Genomic DNA, 22,404 nt, shown 5'->3' with positions numbered 1-22,404 from the left:
CTGTGCTAATAAGGCTCCGGAGACGGAGCCTTATTTTATTGGGGAGTATATGAAACGATATCTTATCGCCGGTGCCGCACTGCTGCTGAGCGCCAGCGCGCTGGCCAACGAGTGCGACAAAGCAACCACCCAGCTTGAAATGAATACCTGTAGCGCGCAGCAGTACCAGGCTGCCGATAAAAAGCTCAACCAGACCTATCAGGCCGCCATTAAACGTGCAGCGGCTCCCCAGCGCGACCTGCTGAAAAAGGCGCAGCAGGCCTGGATTGCCCTGCGCGACGCGGACTGCGCGTTTATCGGTTCGGGGACGGAAGGCGGGAGCGTCCAGCCAATGATTGTTAACCAGTGCCTGGCGGAAAAAACCGTGGAGCGTGAAGCGTTTCTGGCCTCGCTGATGCAGTGTGAAGAGGGCGACTTAAGCTGCCCTCTCCCGCCGGGGAACTAGCGCGCGCGGATCCCTTCAATAATCATCCGCTGCACGTTTTCCAGCGTACTCTGGAAAAACGCCTCGTCCTGGAGTGTTTTGCCGGTCACCGCCTCAACCTGGGCCGCAAAGTCAGCGTAATGCTGGGTGGCGGCCCAAATCATAAAGATCAGATGATGCGGGTCGACCGGGGCTAGCTTTCCGCTGGCGACCCATCCGGCAATAATGGCCGACTTATCGTCCACCAGCTGTTTTAAATCTCCGGTGAGTTCCGCCTGCAGCAGCGGCGCGCCCTGTAGCATCTCAAGACAAAACAGCCTTGATGCCTGCGGGTAATCGCGCGACACCTCCAGCTTCAGGCGAATATACTCTTCGATCGCTACCAGCGGGGCCAGCTCTTCACGGAAGGCCTTCAGCGGTGCCAGCCAGATATCGAGGATCTGCTGCATCACCGCCACGTACAGCGCCTCTTTCGACGGGTAATAGTAGAGCAGATTGGTTTTGGATACCCCGGACTGCTCCGCCACCTGCTCCAGGCGCGTGCCGTGAATGCCAAACTGCGAAAAGGTCTCCAGCGCCGCGCTGAGGATCGCCTGCTTCTTGGCGCTCACCGCCTGCGAACGTTTACCTGGTGTTTTCACTGCGCCTTGTGCCATTCCCGCTCTCCTTATTCTGCGTTGCCCTCAGCATAGCAAAACCCCCGTCTCGCCACGACATTCTGCACTCCCATCGCGCATGAATGCCTGTTTTCTGTGCAACGTTTTTGACCAGTTAGTCCACATTTGCGGACATCAATTCCCCAACCTCTGATTAACACATTAATAACACAGCCATTTTCAAAACTGGCACCGCCTTTGCAAAACCACCGTTACACCTGCGACGTAATGAAGAGAGGTTCGTGATGAAAATTGGCGTATTTGTACCTATCGGCAACAACGGCTGGCTTATCTCGACCACTGCACCGCAATACATGCCGACCTTCGAGCTGAATAAAGCCATCGTGCAGAAAGCGGAGCACTACCATTTCGACTTTGCTCTTTCGATGATCAAGCTGCGCGGCTTTGGCGGTAAAACCGAATTCTGGGATCACAACCTGGAGTCCTTCACCCTGATGGCCGGGCTGGCCGCGGTCACCTCGCGGATCCAAATCTACGCCACCGCCGCCACCCTCACTCTCCCCCCGGCGATCGTGGCGCGCATGGCGTCCACCATCGACTCCATCTCCGGCGGGCGCTTTGGCGTTAACCTGGTCACCGGCTGGCAAAAACCGGAGTACGAGCAGATGGGGCTCTGGCCGGGTGACGATTACTTCTCCCGGCGCTACGACTACCTGACCGAATACGTGCAGGTCCTGCGCGATCTGTGGGGCACCGGCAAAAGCGATTTCAAGGGCGACTTCTTCACCATGAACGACTGCCGCGTCAGCCCGCAGCCGTCGGTACCGATGAAGGTGATTTGCGCCGGTCAAAGCGACGCGGGGATGGAATTTTCCGCCAAATACGCCGACTTTAACTTCTGCTTCGGTAAAGGGGTCAACACCCCTGCCGCCTTCGCCCCGACCGCCGCGCGGATGAAAGAGGCCGCCGACAGGACCGGACGCGACGTGGGCTCCTACGTGCTGTTTATGGTCATTGCCGACGAAACCGACGAGGCCGCGCGCGCCAAATGGCAGCGCTATAAGGACGGCGCCGACGAGGAGGCCCTGAGTTGGCTTACGGAGCAGAGCCAGAAGGATACCCGCTCCGGCGCGGATACCAACGTGCGCCAGATGGCCGACCCGACCTCTGCCGTCAATATCAACATGGGCACCCTGGTTGGCTCGTATGCCAGCGTCGCCAGAATGCTTGACGAAGTGGCGACCGTACCCGGTGCCGAGGGCGTCCTGCTGACCTTCGATGATTTCCTCACCGGCGTGGAGACCTTCGGCGAGCGCATCCAGCCGCTGATGCAGTGCCGCGCCCACATCCCTGCCGTCACGAAGGAGGTGGCGTAATGACGACCCTTAACGCACGCCCGGAAGCCATTACCTTTGCGCCTGAGCAGAGCGCGCTGATCGTGGTGGATATGCAAAACGCCTACGCCAGTAAAGGCGGCTATCTGGACCTGGCGGGGTTCGACGTCTCCGCCACAAGGCCTGTGATCGAGAACATCAAAACCGCCGTCGTCGCCGCGCGCGAAGCGGGGATGCTCATCATCTGGTTTCAGAACGGCTGGGATGACCAGTACGTCGAGGCCGGCGGCCCCGGCTCGCCCAACTTCCACAAGTCGAACGCCCTGAAAACCATGCGCAGGCGGCCCGAACTGCAGGGCAAGCTGTTGGCAAAAGGCGGCTGGGACTATCAGCTGGTGGACGAGCTGGTACCGCAGGCGGGTGATATCGTCCTGCCGAAACCGCGCTATAGCGGCTTTTTTAACACCCCGCTCGACAGCCTGCTGCGCAGCCGGGGCATTCGCCATCTGGTCTTCACCGGGATCGCCACCAACGTCTGCGTGGAGTCGACCCTGCGCGACGGCTTTTTCCTCGAATATTTTGGCGTGGTGCTGGAAGACGCGACCCATCAGGCCGGGCCGGAATTCGTCCAGAAAGCGGCCCTGTTCAATATCGAAACCTTTTTTGGCTGGGTCAGTAACGTCAGTGATTTTTGCGACGCCCTGACTCCCCCGCTCGCCCGTATCGCCTGAGGAGACACCTGATGCCAAAATCCGTGATTATTCCGCCGGGGACCAGCACCCCGATTGCCCCGTTTGTTCCCGGCACCCTCGCCGACGGCGTGGTGTATGTCTCCGGCACGCTGCCGTTTGATAAAGACAACAACGTGGTGTTTATCAACGACCCAAAGGCGCAAACCCGCCACGTGCTGGAGACGATCAAAACCGTGATCGAAACGGCGGGTGGCACCATGGAGGACGTGACCTTCAACAGCATCTTTATCACCGACTGGAAAAACTACGCCGCGATTAACGAGATTTACGCCGAGTTCTTCCCCGGCGATAAACCGGCCCGGTTCTGCATTCAGTGCGGGCTGGTGAAGCCGGACGCGCTGGTTGAAATCGCCACCGTTGCGCACATCGCGAAGTGAGGCAGCCATGAAACTCTCCGTCTCGCCGCCCCCGTATGAGGGCGCGCCAGTAGTGGTCTTTATTTCCGGTCTCGGCGGCAGCGGCAGCTACTGGCTGCCCCAACTGGCCGCGCTGGAGCCGGAGTATCAGGTGGTGTGCTATGACCAGCGGGGAACAGGCAATAACCCCGACACCCTGCCGGACGGGTACAGCCTTGCGCAGATGGCGGACGAGCTGGCCCAGGCGCTGGCTGATGCCGGGATTGCCCGCTACAGCGTCGTGGGTCACGCGCTGGGGGCGCTGGTCGGCCTGCAGCTGGCCATCGACAGGCCCGAAGCACTCACCGCGCTGGTGTGCGTCAACGGCTGGCTGACCCTCAACGCCCACACCCGACGCTGCTTTCAGATCCGCGAGCGCCTGCTCCATTATGGCGGCGCACAGGCGTGGGTCGAGGCGCAGCCGCTGTTTCTCTATCCGGCAGACTGGATGGCGGCCCGCGCGCCACGCCTGGAGGCAGAAGAAGCGCTGGCGCTGGCCCATTTCCAGGGCAAAACCAACCTGCTGCACAGGCTCAGCGCCCTGAAAAAGGCCGACTTCAGCCGCCATGCCGCGCGGATCCTCTGCCCGGTACAGATCATCTGTTCCGCCGACGACATGCTGGTGCCCTCTGTCTGCTCGTCCGAGCTGCAGGCGGCGATCCCGCACAGCCACAGCGCGGTAATGCGCCAGGGCGGGCATGCCTGCAACGTTACCGAGCCGGACACCTTTAACACCCTGCTGCTGAACGGGCTTGCCAGCCTGCTGCACAGCCCTGAACCCGCTTTATAAGGAGCCTTGATGAGCGAAGCCATTACGCCCGCTGCGCTGGAAACGTTGTTTACCAGCGCCCGCACCCACAACGGCTGGCTGGATATTCCGGTCAGCGACGAGACGCTGCGCGAGATCTACCACCTGATGAAATGGGGGCCAACCTCCGCCAACTGCTCCCCGGCACGGATTGTGTTTGTGCGAAGCGCAGAGGGAAAAGAGAAGCTGCGCCCGGCGCTCTCCAGCGGCAACCTGGAGAAAACGCTCACCGCCCCGGTTACGGCAATTGTCGCCTGGGACGGTGAATTCTACGAGCGCCTGCCTGAACTGTTCCCGCACGGCGATGCCAGAAGCTGGTTTACCGCAAGCCACGCGCTGGCGGAAGAGACCGCCTTTCGCAACAGCTCAATGCAGGCCGCCTACCTGATTTTCGCCTGTCGCGCCCTGGGGCTGGACACCGGCCCGATGTCGGGCTTTGACCGACAAAAGGTTGACGAGGCCTTTTTCACCGGCACAACGCTTAAAAGCAATCTGCTGATCAACATTGGCTACGGCGATACCCGCAAACTCTACGGGCGCCTGCCGCGCCTGGCCTTCGACGATGCCTGCGGACTGGCGTAAGGAGCGATCGTGATGACACCGGATAAACAAACCTTTCGCGACGCCATGGCCTGCGTTGGCGCGGCGGTCAACATCATCACCACCGACGGCCCGGCGGGGATGGCAGGCTTCACCGCCAGCGCGGTGTGCAGCGTCACGGATTCACCGCCCACCCTGCTGGTGTGTCTGAACCGCGGCGCGTCCGTCTGGCCAACGTTTAGCGAAAACCGCACCCTGTGCGTGAATACCCTGAGCGCCGGGCAGGAGCCGCTGTCCAATCTGTTTGGCGGGAAAACGCCGATGGAGGAACGCTTTTCCGCCGCCCGCTGGCAGACGGGCGACACGGGCTGCCCGCGCCTGGAGGATGCGCTGGCCTCGTTTGACTGCCGCATCAGCCAGGTGGTGAGCGTCGGCACCCACGACATTCTGTTTTGCGACATTGTTTCGATTGTTCGCCACCCCGCGCCGCAAGGGCTGGTGTGGTTTGACCGCGGCTACCACACGCTTATGCGACCCGCCTGTTAACCCGCTCTAAGGAGACAGATCATGTTCGGATTTCCCCACTGGCAGTTGAAATCGACCTCCACAGAAGCAGGCGTGGTCGCGCCGGATGAACGCCTCCCGCTCGGGCAGACGATGGTGATGGGCGTTCAGCACGCGGTCGCCATGTTTGGCGCCACGGTACTGATGCCAATGCTGATGGGGCTGGACCCCAACCTCTCTATTCTGATGTCGGGTATCGGCACGCTGCTGTTCTTTTTCGTCACCGGCGGACGCGTGCCCAGCTATCTCGGCTCCAGCGCCGCCTTTGTCGGCGTTGTCATCGCCACCACCGGATTTAACGGCCAGGGGATCAATCCCAACCTGAGCGTAGCCCTCGGCGGTATCATCGCCTGCGGTCTGGTCTATACCCTGATTGGGCTGGTGGTGATGAAGATCGGCACCCGCTGGATCGAACGGATGATGCCCCCCGTCGTGACGGGCGCCGTGGTGATGGCGATTGGCCTGAACCTTGCGCCAATTGCGGTAAAAAGCGTCTCCGCCTCGCCGTTTGAAAGCTGGATGGCGGTGATCACGGTGCTGTGCATTGGCCTGGTGGCGGTATTTACGCGGGGGATGATCCAGCGGCTGCTGATTCTGGTCGGGCTGATTGTTGCCTGTCTGGTTTATGCGCTGCTGGCCAACGTTTTTGGCCTCGGCAAGCCGGTGGATTTTACCCTGCTTCACCAGGCCGCCTGGTTCGGCCTGCCGAAGGTGACCTCACCCACCTTTAACACCCTGGCGATGATGCTTATCGCCCCGGTGGCGGTGATCCTGGTGGCGGAAAACCTGGGGCACCTGAAAGCTGTGGCGGGGATGACCGGGCGCAGCATGGACCCGTACATGGGCCGCGCGTTCGTCGGCGACGGGCTGGCGACTATGCTCTCCGGTTCCGTGGGCGGCAGCGGCGTCACCACCTATGCCGAAAACATCGGCGTGATGGCGGTGACCAAAGTTTACTCCACGCTGGTCTTCGTGGCGGCGGCGGTGATGGCGATGCTGCTCGGCTTCTCACCGAAGTTCGGCGCGCTGATCCACACCATTCCGTCACCGGTCATCGGCGGCGCGTCGATTGTGGTGTTCGGGCTGATCGCCGTAGCCGGCGCGCGTATCTGGGTGCAGCATCGGGTCGACCTCAGCCAGAACGGCAACCTGATTATGGTGGCGGTCACGCTGGTGCTGGGCGCGGGCGATTTTGCCCTGACGCTCGGCGGGTTTACGATTGGCGGAATTGGTACGGCGACCTTCGGCGCGATCCTGCTTAACGCCCTGCTGAGCCGCCGGATGGCCGCTGCGCCGCAGGGCGAGGTGGTACATCAGGATTCGTGAAATCTCCAGGTCGGGTGACCCGACCTGGAGATTTCTTAAGAGAGCCAGGATGTAAAGCTATCACTCTTGCTCAAACAGCCGTTCGATAGATTTTGTAGGGAAGAACAAAGAATGGCTGCTTTCACCTGTCAGCGGGATAAACCCCTGCTTCAGATAAAATCGTTTTGCCTGCTCGTTAAGGGCATCAACAAATATTCCGTGTACTCCCACAGCCTGTGATGCCCGGTAGACAACGCGCATAGCATGCGCAACGAGCGTTGCTCCCCACTCGTTTCCCTGTAGTGTTTTATCTACAGCCAGACGTCCCAGCGTCACGCTGGGTACGTTGATATAAGGGATCCGGCGCTGCTGCGTCTTAGAAGGAAGCATCGCTCTTTCAAAGCAGCTCCCCGATAACGTGTAATAACCCAGGACGCGCGGACGATCGCGCTCTTTAAGCAGGTAGGCTCGTAAAATACGCCCATTGTGCTGACGTACCAGGTGTTCTGCAAGGAAGGCATTTAGCGAGGGTTCTCCACAATCAAAATCCTCGAAGTCGTAATCGGTTCCCTCAGATAACATTTCGATCGTGAGATTTGCCACGACGCTTCACTCCATGTTTCGAAGACGTTTTGCTGCTCGTTTCAAGCGTTCGTTTGGCTCAGGCGGATTGTCAATGGCATCCATCACCGCATTCCATGATGCTTCGTTTAATACGAGACGACGGTGCTGCTCAATGACCTCTGCAGCACGCTCTGACGCACTGTTCACCATAAACTGGGTGATGGTCTGGTTCGTCATCGCCGCAGCTTCTTCAATCATTGTTTTGTCTTCGTCCGTTAAGCGAAGATCGATACGCTGTTTTTTAAGTGCTGGCATAGTTTACTTCACCGTGTACGGTATTTATCCGTACACATCGTAGATAAGCTCGTTCATTTTTTCAATCTAAACCTTCTTTTACCGTCAAATCCCTGATCTCACTCCGACGCTTTCTGAGCTTTAACTCGCTCACCAGCACCCCGGCGACAATAAATGCCGCGCCCACCAGCGCGAGCAGCGGTAAACGCTCACCTGCAATACGTCCGAAAATCCCCGCCCAGACCGGTTCTCCGGTATAAATCACCGTCGCGCGGGTTGGCGATACGCTGCGCTGCGCCCAGTTCATGGTGACCTGAATAATGGCGCTGAAGATGCCCAGCCCCAGTGCGACCACCACCAGCCCGGTGGAGATCGGCGGTACGGACTCCCCTGCCGGCACCATCGTCGCAAACGCCACCAGCGACGCGGTGGCGAGCTGCACCACCGTCACCCGTTTGACGTCGACCTTGCCCGCCCAGGCGCTAATCAGAATAATTTCCGCCGCAATGGCAATCGCCCCAATCAGGGTGATGATTTCGCCCGGCCCCAGCGCCAGCAGGTTATTTTCCGGCCCGGCCAGCAGGATCAGGCCGATAAACGCCAGCACGATGCCAATACAGGACATCAGGCCCGGAATTCTGCCGAGACAGAGCCACTGCAAAAGCGGCACCAGCGGCACATACATCGCTGTGATAAACGCGGATTTGCTGCTGGAGATGGTCTGCAACCCCCACGTCTGCAGGCTGTAGCCCATCGCTATTGCCACCCCAATCGCCACGCCCGCCTTGAGCTCTTTCAGCGTCAGGCCCCGCAGCGTTTTAAGGGATATCAGCCCCACGGCTATCGCCGCCGTCGCGAAGCGCAGGCCAACGAAAAAGAAGGGATCGCTGAGGGTCACCGCGTACTGGACGGCCAGAAAGGTCCCGCCCCAGAACATGGTGATGAGAATGAGGATAGCTTCCTGCGGTTTTACGGAAAATTTAAAGCGTGAGACGGACATGCGGCACCAGCAAGTGAGATCAATTCTCTAGTGTGCGTCGCCTTTGGTTACAGTTCAATGTTGCAGAAATAAAAAAACCGCCGGGGGAAACCCGGCGGCAGGGAGTCAACCCGGCGTGTTACTTACTGCTGCCGTGGCTGTTTTTCCCCCCTTTTTTACCAGCCTCTGATGCGCGCTGAGGGTCATTTTTGAAGTTCCCCCCGCTGTGCTGGCCACCTTTACGACCTGCTTCTGATGCTCTTTCACGGTCTTCAGCGAAATTACCTGAACCACCACGATGGTTTGCCATCTCTAACCTCCAGAGTGTGAAACATTAGACATCATATTGCATTCAGTAAAAGAGGATTCTTTCACCTCGCGGCTCAAGGACAGCGCCTTTATCTGTGCCGCGTGAAACTAAGCTTAGTGGACTGAGGCTATCCGGCAAGTCACAGGTAATATCCTGCAACATGATCTCAGTCTTTCGGGTGAGTTGACGCGACGGAGACTCATAAACCTTTCTTATCATTTCAAAAAACGGCGGCGAGAAAGTTGTTTCATTTTGCTACAAACCTGTTTACCCACCATATTGTTATAAATCAAAGAAATGCCGTTCATTTTTGCAGTCTGGCCGTGATGACATATCTTTAAAAGAACGCAGCGATCCGCTGTCAGAAAAACCAACGAGGAGTGATGCAAAATGGCAAAAGTTCTGGTGCTCTATTATTCCATGTATGGACACATTGAAACCATGGCTCACGCGGTAGCAGAAGGCGCAAACAGGGTGGACGGCGTTGAGGTTGTGGTGAAGCGCGTACCGGAAACCATGCAGGCGGAAGCCTTCGCCAAAGCCGGGGGAAAAACACAAAACGCCCCGGTCGCCACTCCGCAGGAGCTGGCGGAGTATGATGCGATTATCTTCGGCACTCCGACCCGCTTCGGCAATATGTCAGGCCAGATGCGAACCTTCCTCGATCAAACCGGCGGGCTTTGGGCGTCCGGGGCGCTCTACGGCAAACTCGCCAGCGTATTCAGCTCTACCGGCACCGGCGGCGGCCAGGAGCAGACGATTACCTCAACCTGGACTACCCTTGCCCATCACGGGATGGTAATCGTGCCGATTGGCTACGGCGCGCAGGAGCTGTTTGACGTTTCCCAGGTGCGCGGCGGCACGCCGTACGGCGCAACCACCATTGCCGGTGGGGATGGCTCGCGTCAGCCAAGCAATGAAGAACTCTCTATCGCCCGCTATCAGGGTGAATACGTCGCGGGTCTCGCCAAAAAACTCAACGGCTAATACCCAACAGGAGGACAAGCATGCCAACTCAAGAATCCAAAGCCCACCGCGTGGGCGAATGGGCAAGTTTACGCAATACCTCTCCGGAGATTGCCGAAGCTATCTTTGAAGTCGCGAAGTACGATGAAAAGCTGGCGGAGCAGATTTGGGAAGAAGGCAGCGACGAAGTGCTGGTGCGCGCCTTCGAAAAAACGGACAAAGACTCGCTCTTCTGGGGCGAGCAAACGATCGAACGTAAAAACGTTTAAGCGTTTCCCCCCGCCGCAGCGGGGGGTTCTCCTTTACTTCGCCGCGTTATTCATCACCGCATTGAATTTATCGACAGGACAGAAGCCGTTCGCATCCACCGGGCAGCCCTTCAGCTCCAGCGTCACGCGCTGCGCGGGCGACTGCAGCGATAGCACGCTGGCGTTTCGCAGCTGCTCCGAGCTCTGATAGACATACTCAATTTTCATCAGCTCCTGATTGCTGTTTTTGTCATGCCAGCGCTGGAAGACAATTTTGCCACCAATCGGGGTACGCTCCTGCTGGTCGTGCAGCTGATACGGCTTGAAATCCAGCGCGGTGAGCAGTGAAGCGATGTTCGAATCGTGCCCCACCAGCAGGGTGATTTTCGGCGCTTTTGCCTGTTCGGTGACCAGGGTTTTATCGATATATTTCACCAGCGGCTTCGCCACGTTTTGCGCCACCTCGGTCGAGGTAAACAGCGAGTCCTGATAGCCGTTCTTCAGCTTCGACAGCACGCGCCACTGCTGGTCGGTTTTGATTTCGCCCCAGGCCACCTGGTCGGCCGGGAAGCCTTCGTAATACTGCAGCGTAAACGCATCCACCAGCGAGTTACCCACCTTCAGCGGCCCGGAAACGCCAGGCTCTTTTTCATAGTCGGCGCTGAAGGTATCTTTCGCTTCCGCCAGCGAGCAGACCTTTTTCTCCTTGCAGGACGGGGAATCCGCGTAGTTCGTCAGCTGCTCCAGCAGCTTATAGCTTTCGCCAAGCTGCATTTTCTGCCGCTCGGTCTCCATCGCCTTGAGCGCTTTTTCGCGGAATTCCGGCGAGTTGTCGGTAATCACCGGATTAAAGGTCGGGTCCATGGTGCCCATTTTTTCCTGATGATGTACGGGAACGTCGCAGCCCGGGAACGCACCGGTAATGAAGAACTGCGCGGTCGCGACGGTACGCTGCAGGCTGTTGGCGTAAGCATACACGCTATCTGCTGGCGGGCACTCTCCCGTCTTCACCATCCCCTGCTGCGCCAGCCACTCGCGCATGTAATGGCCCATATAGACTTCCAGCACGCCACCCTTGGTAGTGAGCTGACCGCCCGGCACTTCCCACTCCGGCCACTGCTTCGGCGTGGACTGCTCCAGCACGCTGCCGTTATTGGCGAGCGGCGCGCGCAGGTTATGGCGACTCATGATTAACACCTGCTCCAGCTGATAGCCTTCCGGCGTCTCCTGCGCCTGTGCACCAAAGGTCATTGAAAGGGTAACTGCCACGGCAACTGCGAGTAGTGCTTTTCTCATCCCTCGTTCCTCACGCTTTTTTAATGTTCCAGTGAGTGTGACAGATTCGTGACAGTTTTTTCGGGAAGCATTTCTCAAACTGATGATTAACGTGCTTACGGTAGGTGCCAATAAGTTTTATAATAAAACCACACACCACCGGAGAATTGACCGTGAAACGTACCCGCCTTGAAGAGAGCACCTGCCCCGTCGCCCGTTCGCTGGATATCATCGGCGACTGGTGGTCGCTGCTGATTGTACGCGACGCGCTGCGCGGGATTAAACGCTTCGGCGAGTTCCAGAAAAGCCTCGGTATCGCAAAAAACATGCTGACCACGCGGCTAAAACTGCTGGTCGACGAAGGGATACTCCGGCTTCAGCCCGCCTCCGACGGCAGCGCCTGGCAGGAGTATGTCCTGACCGATAAAGGGCGCGCCCTGCAAACGGTGCTGGTCGCCCTCTCCCAGTGGGGCAATGAATTTTTGTTTGCGGAAAACGAATGCGGCACCGTGCTGGTCGATAGCGAACAGCGAAAACCGCTGCGTAAACTGAAGCTTATCGCCGACGACGGGCGCGAACTGACACCTGAAGAGATCGTGGCTAAACTCCCCTCCTGATCGTTCCCGACGGCAAAAGCACAAAATGCCCAGCAAAATGGTTGCATTATAAAACCAAATAGCAGAGAGTTAATTCAGTTTCATATTGAAACCAAACAAACCACTTTGCTTTGAGGTAACACACGATGACTACGCAAATCACTACCGCCCTGATTACGGGTGCCTCTTCCGGGATCGGTGCCGTTTATGCCGATCGTCTTGCCGCGCGCGGTGCCAACCTGGTGCTGGTTGCCCGCCGCGAGGAACGCCTGAAAACCCTCGCTGCCGACCTGCGCGCGCGCTATGGCGTGGCCGTCGACATTCTGGTGGCCGATCTTACCGATGAAGCCGGGATCCGCACCGTGGAAGAGGAGCTGCGCAGCAATACCGCCATCGATACGCTGGTAAACAACGCGGGCACCGCACAGATGGCGCCGTTCCTCGCGGGCGATGTGGCGCAGCACCAGGCCATCAATACCCTCAATACCACGGCGCTGATGCGTCTGACCTACGCCATCCTGCCCCGTCTGGCGCAGAACAATCGCGGGACGCTGATCAATATCGCCTCGGTGCTATCGCTGCATGTCCGTGCGGGCAGCGCGCTCTACAGCGCCACCAAAGCCTGGGTGCTGAGCTTTACCCGCGGGCTGCAGGAAGAATTTGCCGACAGCAGCGTGCGCATTCAGGCGGTGCTGCCCGCCGCCACGGCGACGGAGATCTGGAGCCATTCAGGGGTTACGGTGAACGATCTGCCGGAAGGGTCGGTGATGACCACCGACGATATGGTCGATGCGTCACTGGCGGGTCTGGATCAGGGCGAAGCGATCACTATTCCGCCGATGCATGACGCCACCCTGTGGGACCGCTACGAAGCGGCGCGACTTGAGCTGTTTAACAGCGCGCGCACCGGTATTCCGGCACCGCGCTACTTGAGGCAGTAGCTTAACGCTCCAGCTGGTCGCCGTACTCGCTCATCCAGGCGGCCAGCGGGGAGAGTGCATCCTGCAGGGTTAACCCCAGCCCGGTTATCTGATACTCCACGCGCGGCGGGATCTCCGGGTAGACCGTCCGCGTCACCAGCCCGCGCTGTTCAAACAGGCGCAACTGCTTCGTCAGCTCTTTCTGGGTGATGGGGGCAGCCGCCCGCAGCAGATCGCCGAAGCGGACGGGCGCGTTGATCACAATCAGGCGATAGAGGATCGGGATTGCCCATTTGCCGGAAATCAGGTTGACAAACTGCGTCATCGGGCAGGTATAAACCTCAGATTTTTTTTCACAGCACTCAGTCAGCATTTCCGCCATAGCACACCTCTTGCCTCTTTAGTATCCATTTGGTACCTGGTTTCCTTTCGATACTAACGTTTCTATAGTGCTTTCTCCAGTGACTTTTCAGGAGAAGAACATGGGTCGTTTAACAGATAAATATACGCTGATTACCGGCGGCACCAGCGGTATTGGTCTTGCCACCGCGCAGGCGTTTATCGCCGAAGGGGCGCACGTCGCCGTGACCGGACGCAACCCGGCCACCCTTGCCGAAGCAGAACGTATTCTGGGCGATAAGGCCTGGGTGATCCCGACCGATGCGGGAGATATCACAGCGCAACGCGCGCTGGCGGAAACCCTCGCCGCCCGCTGGCCGCGCCTGGACGCGGTGTTTCTCAACGCAGGCGACGTGACGCACGCGCCGCTGGAAGCGTGGCAGGAAGAAGCCTGGGACCGCCTGATGGGCATCAACCTGAAGGGACCGTTCTTTTTAATTCAGGCGCTGCTGCCGCTGCTGAATAACCCGTCGTCGGTGATCCTCTGCGGCTCCGTGAGCGCGCGCATCGGCCTGCCCACCAGCAGCGTGTATGCCGCGAGCAAGGCCGCCCTGCTGTCGCTGGCGCGCACCCTGTCGGCGGAGCTGCTGCCGCGCGGGATCCGCGTCAACGGCCTGAGCCCCGGCCCGGTGGAAACCCCGGCGTTTACGAAGACAGGCTTAAGCGAAGAGACGCTTAGCGCGATGATGGCGGACATCATCAAGCTGGTGCCGCTCGGCAGAATGGGCTCGACGACGGAGCTGGCAAAAGCCGCGCTCTATCTGGCGTCAGACGAGTCGAGCTACACGGTAGGGACGGAGCTGCTGGTGGACGGCGGTATGGGAAGTCTGTAACTCATAAGGCGCTGATGCCGGTGACCGCGCCGACATACAGCGCCGCCCACGCGCTGGCGGAAAGCAGGCTGACGGCGTAGACCTTGACGGCGTTCAGCCTGAGCATCCCCGCCGCCAGCGGCACGATATAACGCAACACCGCCAGAAAGCGCGACGTAAACAGCACAACAACGCCGTTCTTTTGCAGCTGATGCTGTACCCGCAAGAACTTATCGGCATGCTTTGAGGTGAAACGCGTGACCAGCCGGGTGTGCCCCATCAGCTGGCCGATATGGTAATTCAGCACCGACCCCGCCGTTGCCCCCAGCACCACGGCGAGCCACGCCAGCGCAGGATGCATGCTCCCGTGGCTGACGGTTATGCCCGCCAGCAGCATCACCGAGGCGGGTGGCAGCACGGAAGAGATCAGCACCGTGGACTTGCTCAGCGCCATCACGAATAACAGCGCGAACAGATGTGTCGGATACAGCGCAAAATGATTCAGCAAATTATCAACCCACGCCATTTTCCGCCCCCCGGTTAATTAATCCTCCATTTAAAAGGAATAACCTTAAATAAACCCTCAACATTTTACTAATAAGGTTTATCTAAACCATCCTTAAACATTATTTAATTTCCCGAGCGGTAATATCAAATAAGCGTATTATTTCTCTCGTTTTACAACGATCTCGTTATGGCGAGGCTCCTGTACAAATACACGTTATCGCTCTGGTGGGTTCGAGAGAACCGGCACAGGGTAAAACAGGCACTGTCGAATCAAGGCTTTGTCAGTATAACTTCCCTTGCGGGATACGGTGTACAGTGCTGAACTCAGGACGTGGGGATCTCCTCTTCGACATGCCCTGTCTTGCTCGCCCCTGAGAGATGTTATTATTCAAAGGGAATTCACTATGTCTTACGCTATTCACAACCAGAACCTGGCATTCAATGACAGCGCGGTCGCGCAATATATGAATACCGATTTTATCGTCCTCGACATTTCATTATGCGTCGCGCTGGCGCGCGAGCAATTCTTCGAAAAATTAAAAGACGATGATATTCCGTCGCATATTTTTATTGAAGACAATGGCCGCCTGGCGGGCATGATTGCCGTGCGCAAATTATTGCAGGTCACGGATACCGTGCAGCCAATTAAAAGCCTGATGATTTCGCAGTTTTTGCAGGTCAAACCGGAAGATGAACGCGCCAATGTTGCCGGGCTGCTGGCCCACGGCGAGACGGACGTCGTGCCCGTGGTCACCCACGGCAAGCTCGTCGGCTGCCTGACCGAGCGCGAAATCGCCCACCTGCTGGAAGATGACGTCACCGAAGATGCTCAGCTTCAGGGGGCGACGCTGCCGCTGGAGAAGCCCTATCTGGAAACCAGCGCCTTCAGCCTGTGGAAGAAACGCTCCGTCTGGCTGCTGCTGCTGTTTGTCGCGGAAGCCTACACCAGCTCGGTGATCCAGCATTTTGAAGAGGCGCTGGAGTCCGCCATCGCGCTGGCGTTCTTTATTCCGCTGCTGATCGGCACGGGCGGCAACAGCGGAACGCAGATCACCTCCACGCTGGTGCGCGCCATGGCGCTGGGTGAAGTGCGTCTGCGCGACGTGGGCCGCGTGCTGCGCAAAGAGATGACCACCTCGCTAATGATTGCCGTGACGCTCGGTATCGCCGGGTGTATCCGCGCCTGGATGATGGGGATTGGGCTGGAAATTACGCTTATCGTCAGCCTGACGCTGGTGTGCATTACGCTCTGGAGCGCGATCGTGTCGTCCGTCATTCCAATGGTGCTCAAGCGCTGCGGCATTGACCCGGCGGTCGTCTCCGCGCCGTTTATCGCGACGCTTATCGACGGTACCGGGCTGATTATCTACTTCAAGATCGCGCAATATACGCTGGGGCTGGAGTAACGCGGTCCGCCAGCTGAATCACCGCGCGCGAAAACGCCTCAATCGCCAGCGCGACATCCTCAGCCATCACCGATTCCGCCGGATGGTGGCTGACGCCTCCACTGCAGCGCACGAAGAGCATGCCTACCGGCCAGCGTTCCGCTATGGCAATCGCATCGTGGCCCGCACCGCTTGGCAGCGAGAGCGACCGCTCCTGTACCGATTTTACGGCCTCCCCCAGCACGCTCTGCAGGTGGCGATCGCACGGCGTGGCGGCAATGCGGTAAAACTCCTCGGCGCTAAACGCCAGCCCGCGGCGCGATGCGATCGCCAGGGCATGTTCCAGCAGGTCGTCAAGCAACCGATCCAGCGGCACATCCTGCGGGCCGCGAATATCCAGCGAGAGCTCAACCTCGCCGGGGATCACGTTCACCGCCCCCGGCAGGCAGCGCAATTCCCCGACCGTCACCACCAGGTTGCCGCCCTGCTGTCGGGTAGCGTTTTCAATGATAACCATCCACTCGGCGGCGGCGGCCAGCGCGTCCCTGCGGTGGTGCATCGGCACGGTTCCCGCGTGTCCGGCCTCGCCGGTGAAGCGGCAGTTCAGACGACGCGCGCCGTTAATGGCTTCCACCACGCCAAGCGCGAGCGCCTCCTGCTCAAGACACGGCCCCTGCTCAATATGCAGCTCCAGATAGGCGCTGAAATCCTCCTGACGGCGCGCGGCATTCGACACGCGGGCGGGATCGAGCCCCACCTGGGTCATCGCCTGCGCCACGCTGATGCCGCTGGCGTCGGCTTTTTCCAGCCAGCCCTGCGGCCAGGTGCCCGTCAGCCCCCGGCTGCCTAACAGCGTAATGCCGAAGCGGGTGCCCTCTTCGTCGCAAAAGCCGACAATCTCGATGGCCTGTGCCAGATGCACACCCTGTTGGTGCAGGCTGTCCACCACTTCAATGGCGGTGAGCACCCCGAGCATACCGTCGTAACGCCCGGCGTTGCGCACGGTATCCAGATGCGAGCCGAGCAGCACCGCCTGCGCCCCTTCCTGCGCGCCCTCATAGCGGCCGCAGATATTGCCCACGCTGTCCTGCCAGACGGTCATTCCCGCCTGGCTCATCCACTGCCCCACCAGCTGGTTGGCCTGCAGATGCTGCGTGGAGAGATAGACCCTTGTCAGCGCATCCGGGGTTTCGCTGATGGCGGCCAGCGCGTCGGCGCGGGCCATCACCCGTTCTGCCGCCGGGCTCATTGCGGCGTCTCGCGGCGATAGTGGTCCCACGCGGCCTGCATGGCGGCCCCCTGCGTAGTGGTGAATTTCAGGTAGTTGAGCACCGACTCCAGCGCGCTCAGGGTGGTCATCACGCAGTCCTTGCGCGCGTTATAGCCCATAGTGCCGATGCGCCACACTTTGCCGTGTAGCGGGCCAAACGAGGTGCCGATTTCAATCCCGAAATCCTCCAGCATCAGCTTACGCACCTGGTCGCCGTTGACGCCCTGCGGGATTACCACGCCCAGCACGTTGTTCATCTTATGCTTCAGATCGCCGAAGGTCTCCAGCCCCATTGCCTGAATGCCTTTCAGCAGCGCATCGCCGTGGAGCTTATGGCGGGCGATGCCGTTATCCAGCCCTTCCTGGAGGATCAGCCGCGCACATTCGCGGGCGCCAAACATCGCGGTAGTGGCTTCGGTGTGGTGGTTAAGACGCTCCGGCCCCCAGTAGTCCATCACCATGCAGAGATCGAAATAGTTGGAGTAGATCATCTCCTCGTCCCCGTCGCGGTGGGCGTCGGTGCGAATTCCCTCCTCAACGCATTTGCGGCGGCGGATCGCCTCCTCCATGCGCGCGCTCAGGGTGATCGGCGACGTGCCCGACGGGCCACCGAGGCACTTCTGCATCCCGGCTGACACAGCATCCAGCCCCCAGGCGTCGGTCTCCAGCGCGTTGCCGCCGAGCGACGCGGTGGCGTCGGTGTAGAAAAGCACGTCGTAGCGGCGGCAGATGGCGCCAAGCTCGGCGAGCGGCTGCAGCATGGTGGTGGAGGTGTCGCCCTGCACGGTCAGCAGCAGGCGCGGACGAATGCGCTTAATCGCATCCTCGACCTGATCCGGGGTAAACACCTCGCCCCACGGCACCTCAATGGTATGCACCTCCGCGCGGCAGCGGCGGGCAATTTCGCACAGCAGATGACCAAAGCGGCCAAAGACCGGTACCAGCACCTTATCTCCCGGGCGGATGGCGGAGACCAGAATGGCTTCAATCCCCGCGCGGGAGGTGCCGTCCACCAGCATCGTCCAGCGGTTCTCGGTGCGGAACACCCCGCGGTAGAGCGCCATCACCTCGTTCATGTAGTGGGTCATGGCCGGATCGTACTGGCCGATCAGCTGGCTCGACATGGCGCGCAGCACGCGCGGGTCGGCGTTGATCGGGCCCGGCCCCATCAGCAGACGCTGGGGCGGGTTGATTTGCGGAAATTGTGCGATATCCATTTATCAGTCCTTATCAGTTGAGGCCGCGCACGGAGGAGATGAACTGCTTCAGTTCCGTGGTCTGCGGGTTGGCGAACAGCGTTTTGCTGTCGCCCTGCTCCCAGACTTTCCCCTGGTGCATAAACACCACGCGGTCGCCCACTTCGCGGGCAAAATTCATTTCATGGGTCACGAGGATCAGGGTCATCCCCTCGGCCGCCAGCTGCTCCAGCACCTTGAGCACTTCGCCCACCAGCTCCGGGTCGAGCGCGGAGGTGATCTCGTCACAGAGTAAAACTTTAGGCGACATCGCCAGCGCGCGGGCAATCGCCACGCGCTGCTGCTGGCCACCGGAGAGGCTCGACGGGTAGTAATCCAGACGATCGCCAAGCCCCACTTTCTCCAGCATGCGCTGCGCCAGCTCGCGGCATTCGGCGGCGCTTTTCTTCAGCACCCGACGCGGGGCGAGCATTACGTTTTCCAGCGCCGTCATGTGCGGGAACAGGTTGAAGCTCTGGAACACCATCCCGACCGAGCGGCTGATTTCACGCGCCTGGGAATCCCGGTCGGTAATGGTCATACCGCCCAGCTTGATGCTGCCGTCCTGATAGCCTTCCAGCCCGTTGATGCAGCGCAGCAGCGTGCTTTTGCCCGACCCGCTGCGCCCGATAATGGAGATCACCTGGCCCATGTCGATATCCAGATCGACGCCCTTGAGCACGTGGTTATCGCCGTAGTATTTCTGCACCTGATTAATGGTGATGAGAGGCATTGAATTTCGTCTCCAGATAGCGGCTGTAGCGCGACAGCGGATAACACAGAATAAAGTAGCCGAGCGCCACCAGCGCAAAGACCTTAAACGGCTGATACGTCACGTTGGTCAGCATGGTCCCGGCCTTGGTCAGCTCGATAAAGCCGATAATCGACGCCAGCGCGGTCCCCTTGATCACCTGTACGGCAAAGCCGACCGTCGGCGCAATGCCGATGCGCAGCGCCTGCGGGGCGACCACGCGAAACAGGGTCTGGGCAAAGGTCAGCCCCAGACAGCGCGAGGCTTCCCACTGCCCCTTCGGCAGCGCGCGAATGCTGCCGTACCAGATATCGAGCAGAAACGCGCTGGTGTAAAACGTCAGCGCCAACGAGGCGGCGGTCCACGGCGAGACGTCGATGCCGAACAGCGCCACGCCGAAGAAGGCCAGGAACAACTGCATCAGCAGCGGCGTGCCCTGAAACAGCTCAATATAGCCGCGGATGATGCGCTTCACCGTGCGTCCGCCCGTCAGGCGCAGCAGCAGGAGCGGCAGCGTTACCACCGCCCCGCCGACAAACGCCACCAGCGACAGCAGCACCGTCCAGCGTCCGGCCAGCAGCAGGTTGCGAATAATGTCCCAGTCGGTAAAGGTGGTCATCATGCCTGCACCCCCAGCCATTTGCGTCCCGCCGCCATCATCAGCTGGCGCAGGGTAATCGACAGCGCTAAGTAAATCCCGGTTGTCACCAGATAAACCTCAAAGCTCAGAAACGTTCTGGACTGGATCAGGTTGGCGGCGAAGGTCAGCTCTTCATACGAGACCTGCGACACCACCGACGAGCCGAGCATCACGATGATGCACTGGCTCACCAGCGCCGGATAAATGCGCTGCAGCGCGGGCGGCAGCACCACGCGAATAAAGGTCTGCAGACGGGTCAGCCCCAGCACGCGCCCGGCCTCCCACTGCCCTTTCGGCGTGACCTGAATGCCCGCGCGGATAATTTCGGTGCTGTACGCGCCCAGGTTCACCACCATTGCCAATAGCGCCGCTTCCCCCGCCGTCATCTTCAGGCCAAGATTCGGCAGACCGAAGACGATGAAAAACAGCTGCACCACAAACGGCGTGTTGCGGATGATTTCCACGTACGCACCCCAGATCCGGCTGTACCAGGTGGTGCGTCCGCTGCGGATCGCCGCGCCGAAAATCCCGATTGCCAGCCCGCCGACGGTCGCCATTACCGTCAGTTGAATGGTGACCCACAATCCCGCCAGCAGCTCCGGCCAGTGCGGCCAGAGGGCTGAAAAATCAAGTTGCTCCGTCATCGGCTCAGGCGCCAAGGTTTGCCGGCAGCGGGGCCTTCAGCCATTGCTCAGACAGGCCGTTCAGCGTGCCGTCCTTGATGCCCTGCTCAATCAGCGCATCCACTTTTGCCTTAAGGGCCGGTTCGTTTTTCTTCAGGCCGATAAAGCACGGCGAGTCTTTCAGCATAAAGCTCGGCACCGGGGCTTTATCCGCGTTCTGGCGCGAAATGGCCGCCACCACGAGGTTGCCGGTTGCCACGTACTGCACCAGGCCGGAGAGGTAGGCGGAGAGCGTGGTGTTGTTGTCTTCGTAGCGTTTCACGTTGGCATCTTTCGGCGCCAGGCCGGTCAGCACCATGTCCTCCACCGCCCCGCGCGTCACGCCGATGGTTTTTCCGCTCAGCGCGGCGGCGTCCTTCAGCTCGGCCCCTTTCGGACCAAACACGCCGAGGAAGAACGGCGCGTAGGCGCGGCTGAAGTCGATCACCTTCTCGCGCTCCGGGTTTTTACCGAGGCTTGAAATAACCAGATCCACCTTATCGGTTTGCAGGTACGGCACGCGGTTGGCGCTGGTCACCGGCACCAGCTGCAGCTTGAGCTTCATCTGTTTGGCCAGATAGCGCGCCATGTCGATGTCATAGCCCTGCGGCTGCAGATCGGTCCCCACCGAGCCAAACGGCGGGAAGTCCTGCGGAACAGCAATGCGGATAGTGCCGCGCTTCTCGATATCCTGAAGCTGGTCAGCCTTTGCCGGCAGCTGAGTGAAGAGACATGCGGCCCCGGCCAGTGCAATTAATAGTTTTTTCATGGTGCTTCCCCGTAACGTTAACATGAAACAAAAGATTCTTTGAATGTGTTTTTGCAACTAATGTGCCAGATAAGGCGAAGCGGGGAATATTCTTGCGAAGCCTGATAAAAAGCGAACGGGTCGAAAAAACATGCGTTTCTCCGACCCGTCATCTGCACCATTTCAATGCAAAAGCACCAGCCTGATGCCCCATTATCGTTGTTCGAGTTCGTCCAACTGCTGATAGAGGGAGGCAATCTCGTGAATACGCGGGCGCCCTTTATCGAGAATTTCATGCAGGAAGGCATTCGCCAGCAGATTAATCAGGCTGTTGACCGAGGAGTAGCTGTCATAGGCCGAGACGCTGTCCAGCGGGGCGCAGAGCTGCCAGCTCGCCAGCGGAAACAGGCTGTGCGCCTGCGGCTCGCACATCAGCAGCACCGGAATACCGCTGCTCTGAAGCTGCTGCATCAGCGGACGGATAATGCGCGGGCGGCGGCGAAAGGCCATCATCACCACCAGATCGTCCGGCGTTAAGTCCACCATCTCCTCGCTCAGGCTCTGCCCCGGCTGCGGCAGGACCAGCACCTGACCGCGCGCCTGCAGCAGCTGCTGGCGCAGGTGGAGTGCCGCAGGATAGGCGTTACGCATGCCGATAATGACGATGCGCCGCGCCTTGACCATGCAGGCTATGGCGTCGGCAAACTGCTGCGCGTCGAGGGCATTGACCCACTGAGTCAGGTTCGCCATCTCCTGCTTGTAGTGGCGCGCCAGCAGCGTGTTGCCCTGCACCGCGTCGCGGTTATCGGTGAGCGGCATCCCGCTCTGGCGCAGGGTGCGCAGCTCGTCACGCATATCCTTATATTTCTCATACCCCAGACGCTTAAAGAGGCGGCTGACCGTGGCTTTCGACACCCCGCTCAGCTGCGCCAGCTCGGCGCTGTTGTAGCTGATAAGGTCGTCAAAATGGTCGAATATAAAATCCGCCACCCGCTGCTCCTGCGGCGACAGCGACGGGTACTGTGCTTTCAGACGTTCATCCAGTTGTTCCATAGCGCCTCTGTAACTTTTGTTTCATCACATTTTGCCTTTCATTCTACCTTT

At 59.5% G+C, this 22,404-nt stretch carries 29 protein-coding genes and 1 riboswitch; of the genes, 14 read left to right on the top strand and 15 right to left on the bottom strand.

Annotation, left to right across the window (positions count from 1 at the left end; translation table 11 throughout):
* Positions 1-49: 49 nt before the first annotated feature.
* Complete coding sequence (locus tag V1603_RS11500) at positions 50-445, top strand: lysozyme inhibitor LprI family protein (RefSeq protein ID WP_116340757.1); 396 nt, start codon at positions 50-52, stop codon at positions 443-445.
* Here the strand turns inward: V1603_RS11500 and rutR are convergent.
* Positions 442-1,080: an HTH-type transcriptional regulator RutR gene (gene rutR / locus V1603_RS11495; RefSeq protein WP_233002338.1), complete on the bottom strand. Its 639-nt coding sequence runs from the start codon at positions 1,078-1,080 to the stop codon at positions 442-444. The genes V1603_RS11500 and rutR overlap by 4 nt on opposite strands.
* Positions 1,081-1,325: 245 nt before the next feature.
* Here rutR and rutA point away from each other — a divergent pair, with 245 nt between their 5' ends.
* Genes rutA through rutG form a run of 7 tightly spaced genes read left to right on the top strand, consistent with a single transcriptional unit; the run spans position 1,326 to position 6,760 of the window.
* Positions 1,326-2,417 (top strand): pyrimidine utilization protein A, encoded by a 1,092-nt coding sequence (gene rutA / locus V1603_RS11490; RefSeq protein WP_233002337.1) that lies wholly within the window; start codon positions 1,326-1,328, stop codon positions 2,415-2,417.
* Entirely contained in the window at positions 2,417-3,106 is a 690-nt protein-coding gene (gene rutB, locus V1603_RS11485; RefSeq protein ID WP_233002336.1) for a pyrimidine utilization protein B, read from the top strand. The genes rutA and rutB overlap by 1 nt, the downstream gene beginning before the upstream one ends.
* A gap of 11 nt (positions 3,107-3,117) precedes the next feature.
* Positions 3,118-3,504, top strand: a complete 387-nt coding sequence (gene rutC / locus V1603_RS11480) for a pyrimidine utilization protein C (protein WP_008499822.1) — start codon at positions 3,118-3,120, stop codon at positions 3,502-3,504.
* Between the two features lie 7 nt (positions 3,505-3,511).
* Entirely contained in the window at positions 3,512-4,312 is an 801-nt protein-coding gene (gene rutD, locus V1603_RS11475) for a pyrimidine utilization protein D (RefSeq protein ID WP_233002335.1), read from the top strand.
* A 9-nt stretch (positions 4,313-4,321) separates the two neighbouring features.
* On the top strand, positions 4,322-4,912 hold the full coding sequence (locus V1603_RS11470) for a malonic semialdehyde reductase (RefSeq protein WP_163328696.1): 591 nt from the start codon (positions 4,322-4,324) through the stop codon (positions 4,910-4,912).
* 12 nt (positions 4,913-4,924) lie between these two features.
* Positions 4,925-5,416 (top strand): NADH-dependent FMN reductase RutF, encoded by a 492-nt coding sequence (gene rutF / locus V1603_RS11465; RefSeq protein ID WP_269837412.1) that lies wholly within the window; start codon positions 4,925-4,927, stop codon positions 5,414-5,416.
* Between the two features lie 21 nt (positions 5,417-5,437).
* On the top strand, positions 5,438-6,760 hold the full coding sequence (rutG, locus tag V1603_RS11460; protein ID WP_395313951.1) for a pyrimidine utilization transport protein G: 1,323 nt from the start codon (positions 5,438-5,440) through the stop codon (positions 6,758-6,760).
* A 60-nt stretch (positions 6,761-6,820) separates the two neighbouring features.
* On the opposite strand, the gene V1603_RS11455 is transcribed toward rutG, so the two are convergent.
* The 4 genes from V1603_RS11455 to V1603_RS11440 all read right to left on the bottom strand — a co-directional run bounded on the left by V1603_RS11455 (position 6,821) and on the right by V1603_RS11440 (position 8,886).
* Complete coding sequence (locus tag V1603_RS11455) at positions 6,821-7,321, bottom strand: GNAT family N-acetyltransferase (RefSeq protein ID WP_395313978.1); 501 nt, start codon at positions 7,319-7,321, stop codon at positions 6,821-6,823.
* A gap of 27 nt (positions 7,322-7,348) precedes the next feature.
* Positions 7,349-7,618, bottom strand: coding sequence for a DUF1778 domain-containing protein (locus V1603_RS11450; RefSeq protein ID WP_008499829.1), 270 nt, complete (start codon positions 7,616-7,618; stop codon positions 7,349-7,351).
* A 61-nt stretch (positions 7,619-7,679) separates the two neighbouring features.
* Positions 7,680-8,597: a DMT family transporter gene (locus V1603_RS11445; protein ID WP_395313950.1), complete on the bottom strand. Its 918-nt coding sequence runs from the start codon at positions 8,595-8,597 to the stop codon at positions 7,680-7,682.
* Positions 8,598-8,715: 118 nt separating this feature from the next.
* A complete protein-coding gene (locus V1603_RS11440) occupies positions 8,716-8,886 on the bottom strand; it encodes a general stress protein (RefSeq protein WP_023311077.1) in 171 nt (56 codons plus the stop codon).
* A gap of 390 nt (positions 8,887-9,276) precedes the next feature.
* On the opposite strand from V1603_RS11440, the gene wrbA reads away from it, so the two are divergent.
* The gene (wrbA, locus tag V1603_RS11435) at positions 9,277-9,873 is read left to right on the top strand and encodes an NAD(P)H:quinone oxidoreductase (RefSeq protein WP_041910554.1); all 597 of its coding nucleotides are present in this window, start codon (positions 9,277-9,279) and stop codon (positions 9,871-9,873) included.
* A gap of 20 nt (positions 9,874-9,893) precedes the next feature.
* Positions 9,894-10,121: a YccJ family protein gene (locus V1603_RS11430; RefSeq protein ID WP_014883300.1), complete on the top strand. Its 228-nt coding sequence runs from the start codon at positions 9,894-9,896 to the stop codon at positions 10,119-10,121.
* Between the two features lie 33 nt (positions 10,122-10,154).
* On the opposite strand, the gene agp is transcribed toward V1603_RS11430, so the two are convergent.
* The gene (gene agp, locus V1603_RS11425) at positions 10,155-11,396 is read right to left on the bottom strand and encodes a bifunctional glucose-1-phosphatase/inositol phosphatase (RefSeq protein WP_233002330.1); all 1,242 of its coding nucleotides are present in this window, start codon (positions 11,394-11,396) and stop codon (positions 10,155-10,157) included.
* A gap of 152 nt (positions 11,397-11,548) precedes the next feature.
* Between agp and V1603_RS11420 the strand changes: the two genes are divergently transcribed.
* A complete protein-coding gene (locus V1603_RS11420; RefSeq protein WP_192983045.1) occupies positions 11,549-11,992 on the top strand; it encodes a helix-turn-helix domain-containing protein in 444 nt (147 codons plus the stop codon).
* A 125-nt stretch (positions 11,993-12,117) separates the two neighbouring features.
* A complete protein-coding gene (locus V1603_RS11415) occupies positions 12,118-12,912 on the top strand; it encodes an SDR family NAD(P)-dependent oxidoreductase (RefSeq protein WP_395313949.1) in 795 nt (264 codons plus the stop codon).
* A gap of 1 nt (position 12,913) precedes the next feature.
* Here V1603_RS11415 and V1603_RS11410 read toward each other — a convergent pair whose 3' ends face one another.
* The gene (locus tag V1603_RS11410) at positions 12,914-13,273 is read right to left on the bottom strand and encodes a helix-turn-helix domain-containing protein (RefSeq protein ID WP_116340796.1); all 360 of its coding nucleotides are present in this window, start codon (positions 13,271-13,273) and stop codon (positions 12,914-12,916) included.
* A gap of 100 nt (positions 13,274-13,373) precedes the next feature.
* Here V1603_RS11410 and V1603_RS11405 point away from each other — a divergent pair, with 100 nt between their 5' ends.
* Positions 13,374-14,123: an SDR family oxidoreductase gene (locus V1603_RS11405; protein ID WP_163328684.1), complete on the top strand. Its 750-nt coding sequence runs from the start codon at positions 13,374-13,376 to the stop codon at positions 14,121-14,123.
* Between the two features lies 1 nt (position 14,124).
* Here V1603_RS11405 and V1603_RS11400 read toward each other — a convergent pair whose 3' ends face one another.
* A complete protein-coding gene (locus V1603_RS11400; protein ID WP_395313948.1) occupies positions 14,125-14,628 on the bottom strand; it encodes a DedA family protein in 504 nt (167 codons plus the stop codon).
* Positions 14,629-14,783: 155 nt separating this feature from the next.
* Positions 14,784-14,953, top strand: a riboswitch (M-box (ykoK) riboswitch).
* 60 nt (positions 14,954-15,013) lie between these two features.
* Between V1603_RS11400 and V1603_RS11395 the strand changes: the two genes are divergently transcribed.
* A complete protein-coding gene (locus V1603_RS11395) occupies positions 15,014-16,015 on the top strand; it encodes a magnesium transporter (protein WP_395313947.1) in 1,002 nt (333 codons plus the stop codon).
* Here V1603_RS11395 and hpxK read toward each other — a convergent pair.
* The 7 genes from hpxK to hpxU form a co-directional block, all read right to left on the bottom strand.
* Positions 15,981-17,243 carry an allantoate amidohydrolase gene (hpxK, locus tag V1603_RS11390; RefSeq protein WP_395313946.1) on the bottom strand — a complete coding sequence of 421 codons (1,263 nt, stop codon included), beginning with the start codon at positions 17,241-17,243 and terminating at the stop codon, positions 15,981-15,983. The genes V1603_RS11395 and hpxK overlap by 35 nt on opposite strands.
* Complete coding sequence (locus V1603_RS11385) at positions 17,240-18,481, bottom strand: pyridoxal-phosphate-dependent aminotransferase family protein (RefSeq protein ID WP_395313945.1); 1,242 nt, start codon at positions 18,479-18,481, stop codon at positions 17,240-17,242. The genes hpxK and V1603_RS11385 overlap by 4 nt, the downstream gene beginning before the upstream one ends.
* A gap of 13 nt (positions 18,482-18,494) precedes the next feature.
* Positions 18,495-19,232, bottom strand: coding sequence for an amino acid ABC transporter ATP-binding protein (locus V1603_RS11380; RefSeq protein ID WP_008499843.1), 738 nt, complete (start codon positions 19,230-19,232; stop codon positions 18,495-18,497).
* Complete coding sequence (locus tag V1603_RS11375) at positions 19,213-19,869, bottom strand: amino acid ABC transporter permease (RefSeq protein ID WP_302220882.1); 657 nt, start codon at positions 19,867-19,869, stop codon at positions 19,213-19,215. The genes V1603_RS11380 and V1603_RS11375 overlap by 20 nt, the downstream gene beginning before the upstream one ends.
* Positions 19,869-20,534, bottom strand: a complete 666-nt coding sequence (locus V1603_RS11370; RefSeq protein WP_116340808.1) for an amino acid ABC transporter permease — start codon at positions 20,532-20,534, stop codon at positions 19,869-19,871. Before V1603_RS11370 ends, V1603_RS11375 begins: the two co-directional genes overlap by 1 nt.
* Before the next feature lie 4 nt (positions 20,535-20,538).
* Complete coding sequence (locus V1603_RS11365) at positions 20,539-21,321, bottom strand: transporter substrate-binding domain-containing protein (protein ID WP_395313944.1); 783 nt, start codon at positions 21,319-21,321, stop codon at positions 20,539-20,541.
* 192 nt (positions 21,322-21,513) lie between these two features.
* Positions 21,514-22,353, bottom strand: coding sequence for a MurR/RpiR family transcriptional regulator HpxU (gene hpxU / locus V1603_RS11360; RefSeq protein ID WP_395313943.1), 840 nt, complete (start codon positions 22,351-22,353; stop codon positions 21,514-21,516).
* Positions 22,354-22,404: the final 51 nt, after the last annotated feature.

The sequence above is a fragment of the Enterobacter sp. ECC-219 genome (assembly GCF_043966805.1).
Classification (GTDB): domain Bacteria; phylum Pseudomonadota; class Gammaproteobacteria; order Enterobacterales; family Enterobacteriaceae; genus Enterobacter; species Enterobacter cloacae_N.
The sequence above is the reverse complement of the archived record's forward strand: the minus strand, read 5'-3'. Positions and strand labels throughout refer to the sequence as shown.

Coding starts and splice junctions, on each gene's coding strand:
- V1603_RS11500 (WP_116340757.1), top strand. CDS start 50: ATGAAACGATATCTTATCGCCGGTGCCGCACTGCTGCTGAGCGCCAGC.
- rutR (WP_233002338.1), bottom strand. CDS start 1,080: ATGGCACAAGGCGCAGTGAAAACACCAGGTAAACGTTCGCAGGCGGTG.
- rutA (WP_233002337.1), top strand. CDS start 1,326: ATGAAAATTGGCGTATTTGTACCTATCGGCAACAACGGCTGGCTTATC.
- rutB (WP_233002336.1), top strand. CDS start 2,417: ATGACGACCCTTAACGCACGCCCGGAAGCCATTACCTTTGCGCCTGAG.
- rutC (WP_008499822.1), top strand. CDS start 3,118: ATGCCAAAATCCGTGATTATTCCGCCGGGGACCAGCACCCCGATTGCC.
- rutD (WP_233002335.1), top strand. CDS start 3,512: ATGAAACTCTCCGTCTCGCCGCCCCCGTATGAGGGCGCGCCAGTAGTG.
- V1603_RS11470 (WP_163328696.1), top strand. CDS start 4,322: ATGAGCGAAGCCATTACGCCCGCTGCGCTGGAAACGTTGTTTACCAGC.
- rutF (WP_269837412.1), top strand. CDS start 4,925: ATGACACCGGATAAACAAACCTTTCGCGACGCCATGGCCTGCGTTGGC.
- rutG (WP_395313951.1), top strand. CDS start 5,438: ATGTTCGGATTTCCCCACTGGCAGTTGAAATCGACCTCCACAGAAGCA.
- V1603_RS11455 (WP_395313978.1), bottom strand. CDS start 7,321: ATGTTATCTGAGGGAACCGATTACGACTTCGAGGATTTTGATTGTGGA.
- V1603_RS11450 (WP_008499829.1), bottom strand. CDS start 7,618: ATGCCAGCACTTAAAAAACAGCGTATCGATCTTCGCTTAACGGACGAA.
- V1603_RS11445 (WP_395313950.1), bottom strand. CDS start 8,597: ATGTCCGTCTCACGCTTTAAATTTTCCGTAAAACCGCAGGAAGCTATC.
- V1603_RS11440 (WP_023311077.1), bottom strand. CDS start 8,886: ATGGCAAACCATCGTGGTGGTTCAGGTAATTTCGCTGAAGACCGTGAA.
- wrbA (WP_041910554.1), top strand. CDS start 9,277: ATGGCAAAAGTTCTGGTGCTCTATTATTCCATGTATGGACACATTGAA.
- V1603_RS11430 (WP_014883300.1), top strand. CDS start 9,894: ATGCCAACTCAAGAATCCAAAGCCCACCGCGTGGGCGAATGGGCAAGT.
- agp (WP_233002330.1), bottom strand. CDS start 11,396: ATGAGAAAAGCACTACTCGCAGTTGCCGTGGCAGTTACCCTTTCAATG.
- V1603_RS11415 (WP_395313949.1), top strand. CDS start 12,118: ATGACTACGCAAATCACTACCGCCCTGATTACGGGTGCCTCTTCCGGG.
- V1603_RS11410 (WP_116340796.1), bottom strand. CDS start 13,273: ATGGCGGAAATGCTGACTGAGTGCTGTGAAAAAAAATCTGAGGTTTAT.
- V1603_RS11405 (WP_163328684.1), top strand. CDS start 13,374: ATGGGTCGTTTAACAGATAAATATACGCTGATTACCGGCGGCACCAGC.
- V1603_RS11400 (WP_395313948.1), bottom strand. CDS start 14,628: ATGGCGTGGGTTGATAATTTGCTGAATCATTTTGCGCTGTATCCGACA.
- V1603_RS11395 (WP_395313947.1), top strand. CDS start 15,014: ATGTCTTACGCTATTCACAACCAGAACCTGGCATTCAATGACAGCGCG.
- hpxK (WP_395313946.1), bottom strand. CDS start 17,243: ATGAGCCCGGCGGCAGAACGGGTGATGGCCCGCGCCGACGCGCTGGCC.
- V1603_RS11385 (WP_395313945.1), bottom strand. CDS start 18,481: ATGGATATCGCACAATTTCCGCAAATCAACCCGCCCCAGCGTCTGCTG.
- V1603_RS11380 (WP_008499843.1), bottom strand. CDS start 19,232: ATGCCTCTCATCACCATTAATCAGGTGCAGAAATACTACGGCGATAAC.
- V1603_RS11375 (WP_302220882.1), bottom strand. CDS start 19,869: ATGACCACCTTTACCGACTGGGACATTATTCGCAACCTGCTGCTGGCC.
- V1603_RS11370 (WP_116340808.1), bottom strand. CDS start 20,534: ATGACGGAGCAACTTGATTTTTCAGCCCTCTGGCCGCACTGGCCGGAG.
- V1603_RS11365 (WP_395313944.1), bottom strand. CDS start 21,321: ATGAAAAAACTATTAATTGCACTGGCCGGGGCCGCATGTCTCTTCACT.
- hpxU (WP_395313943.1), bottom strand. CDS start 22,353: ATGGAACAACTGGATGAACGTCTGAAAGCACAGTACCCGTCGCTGTCG.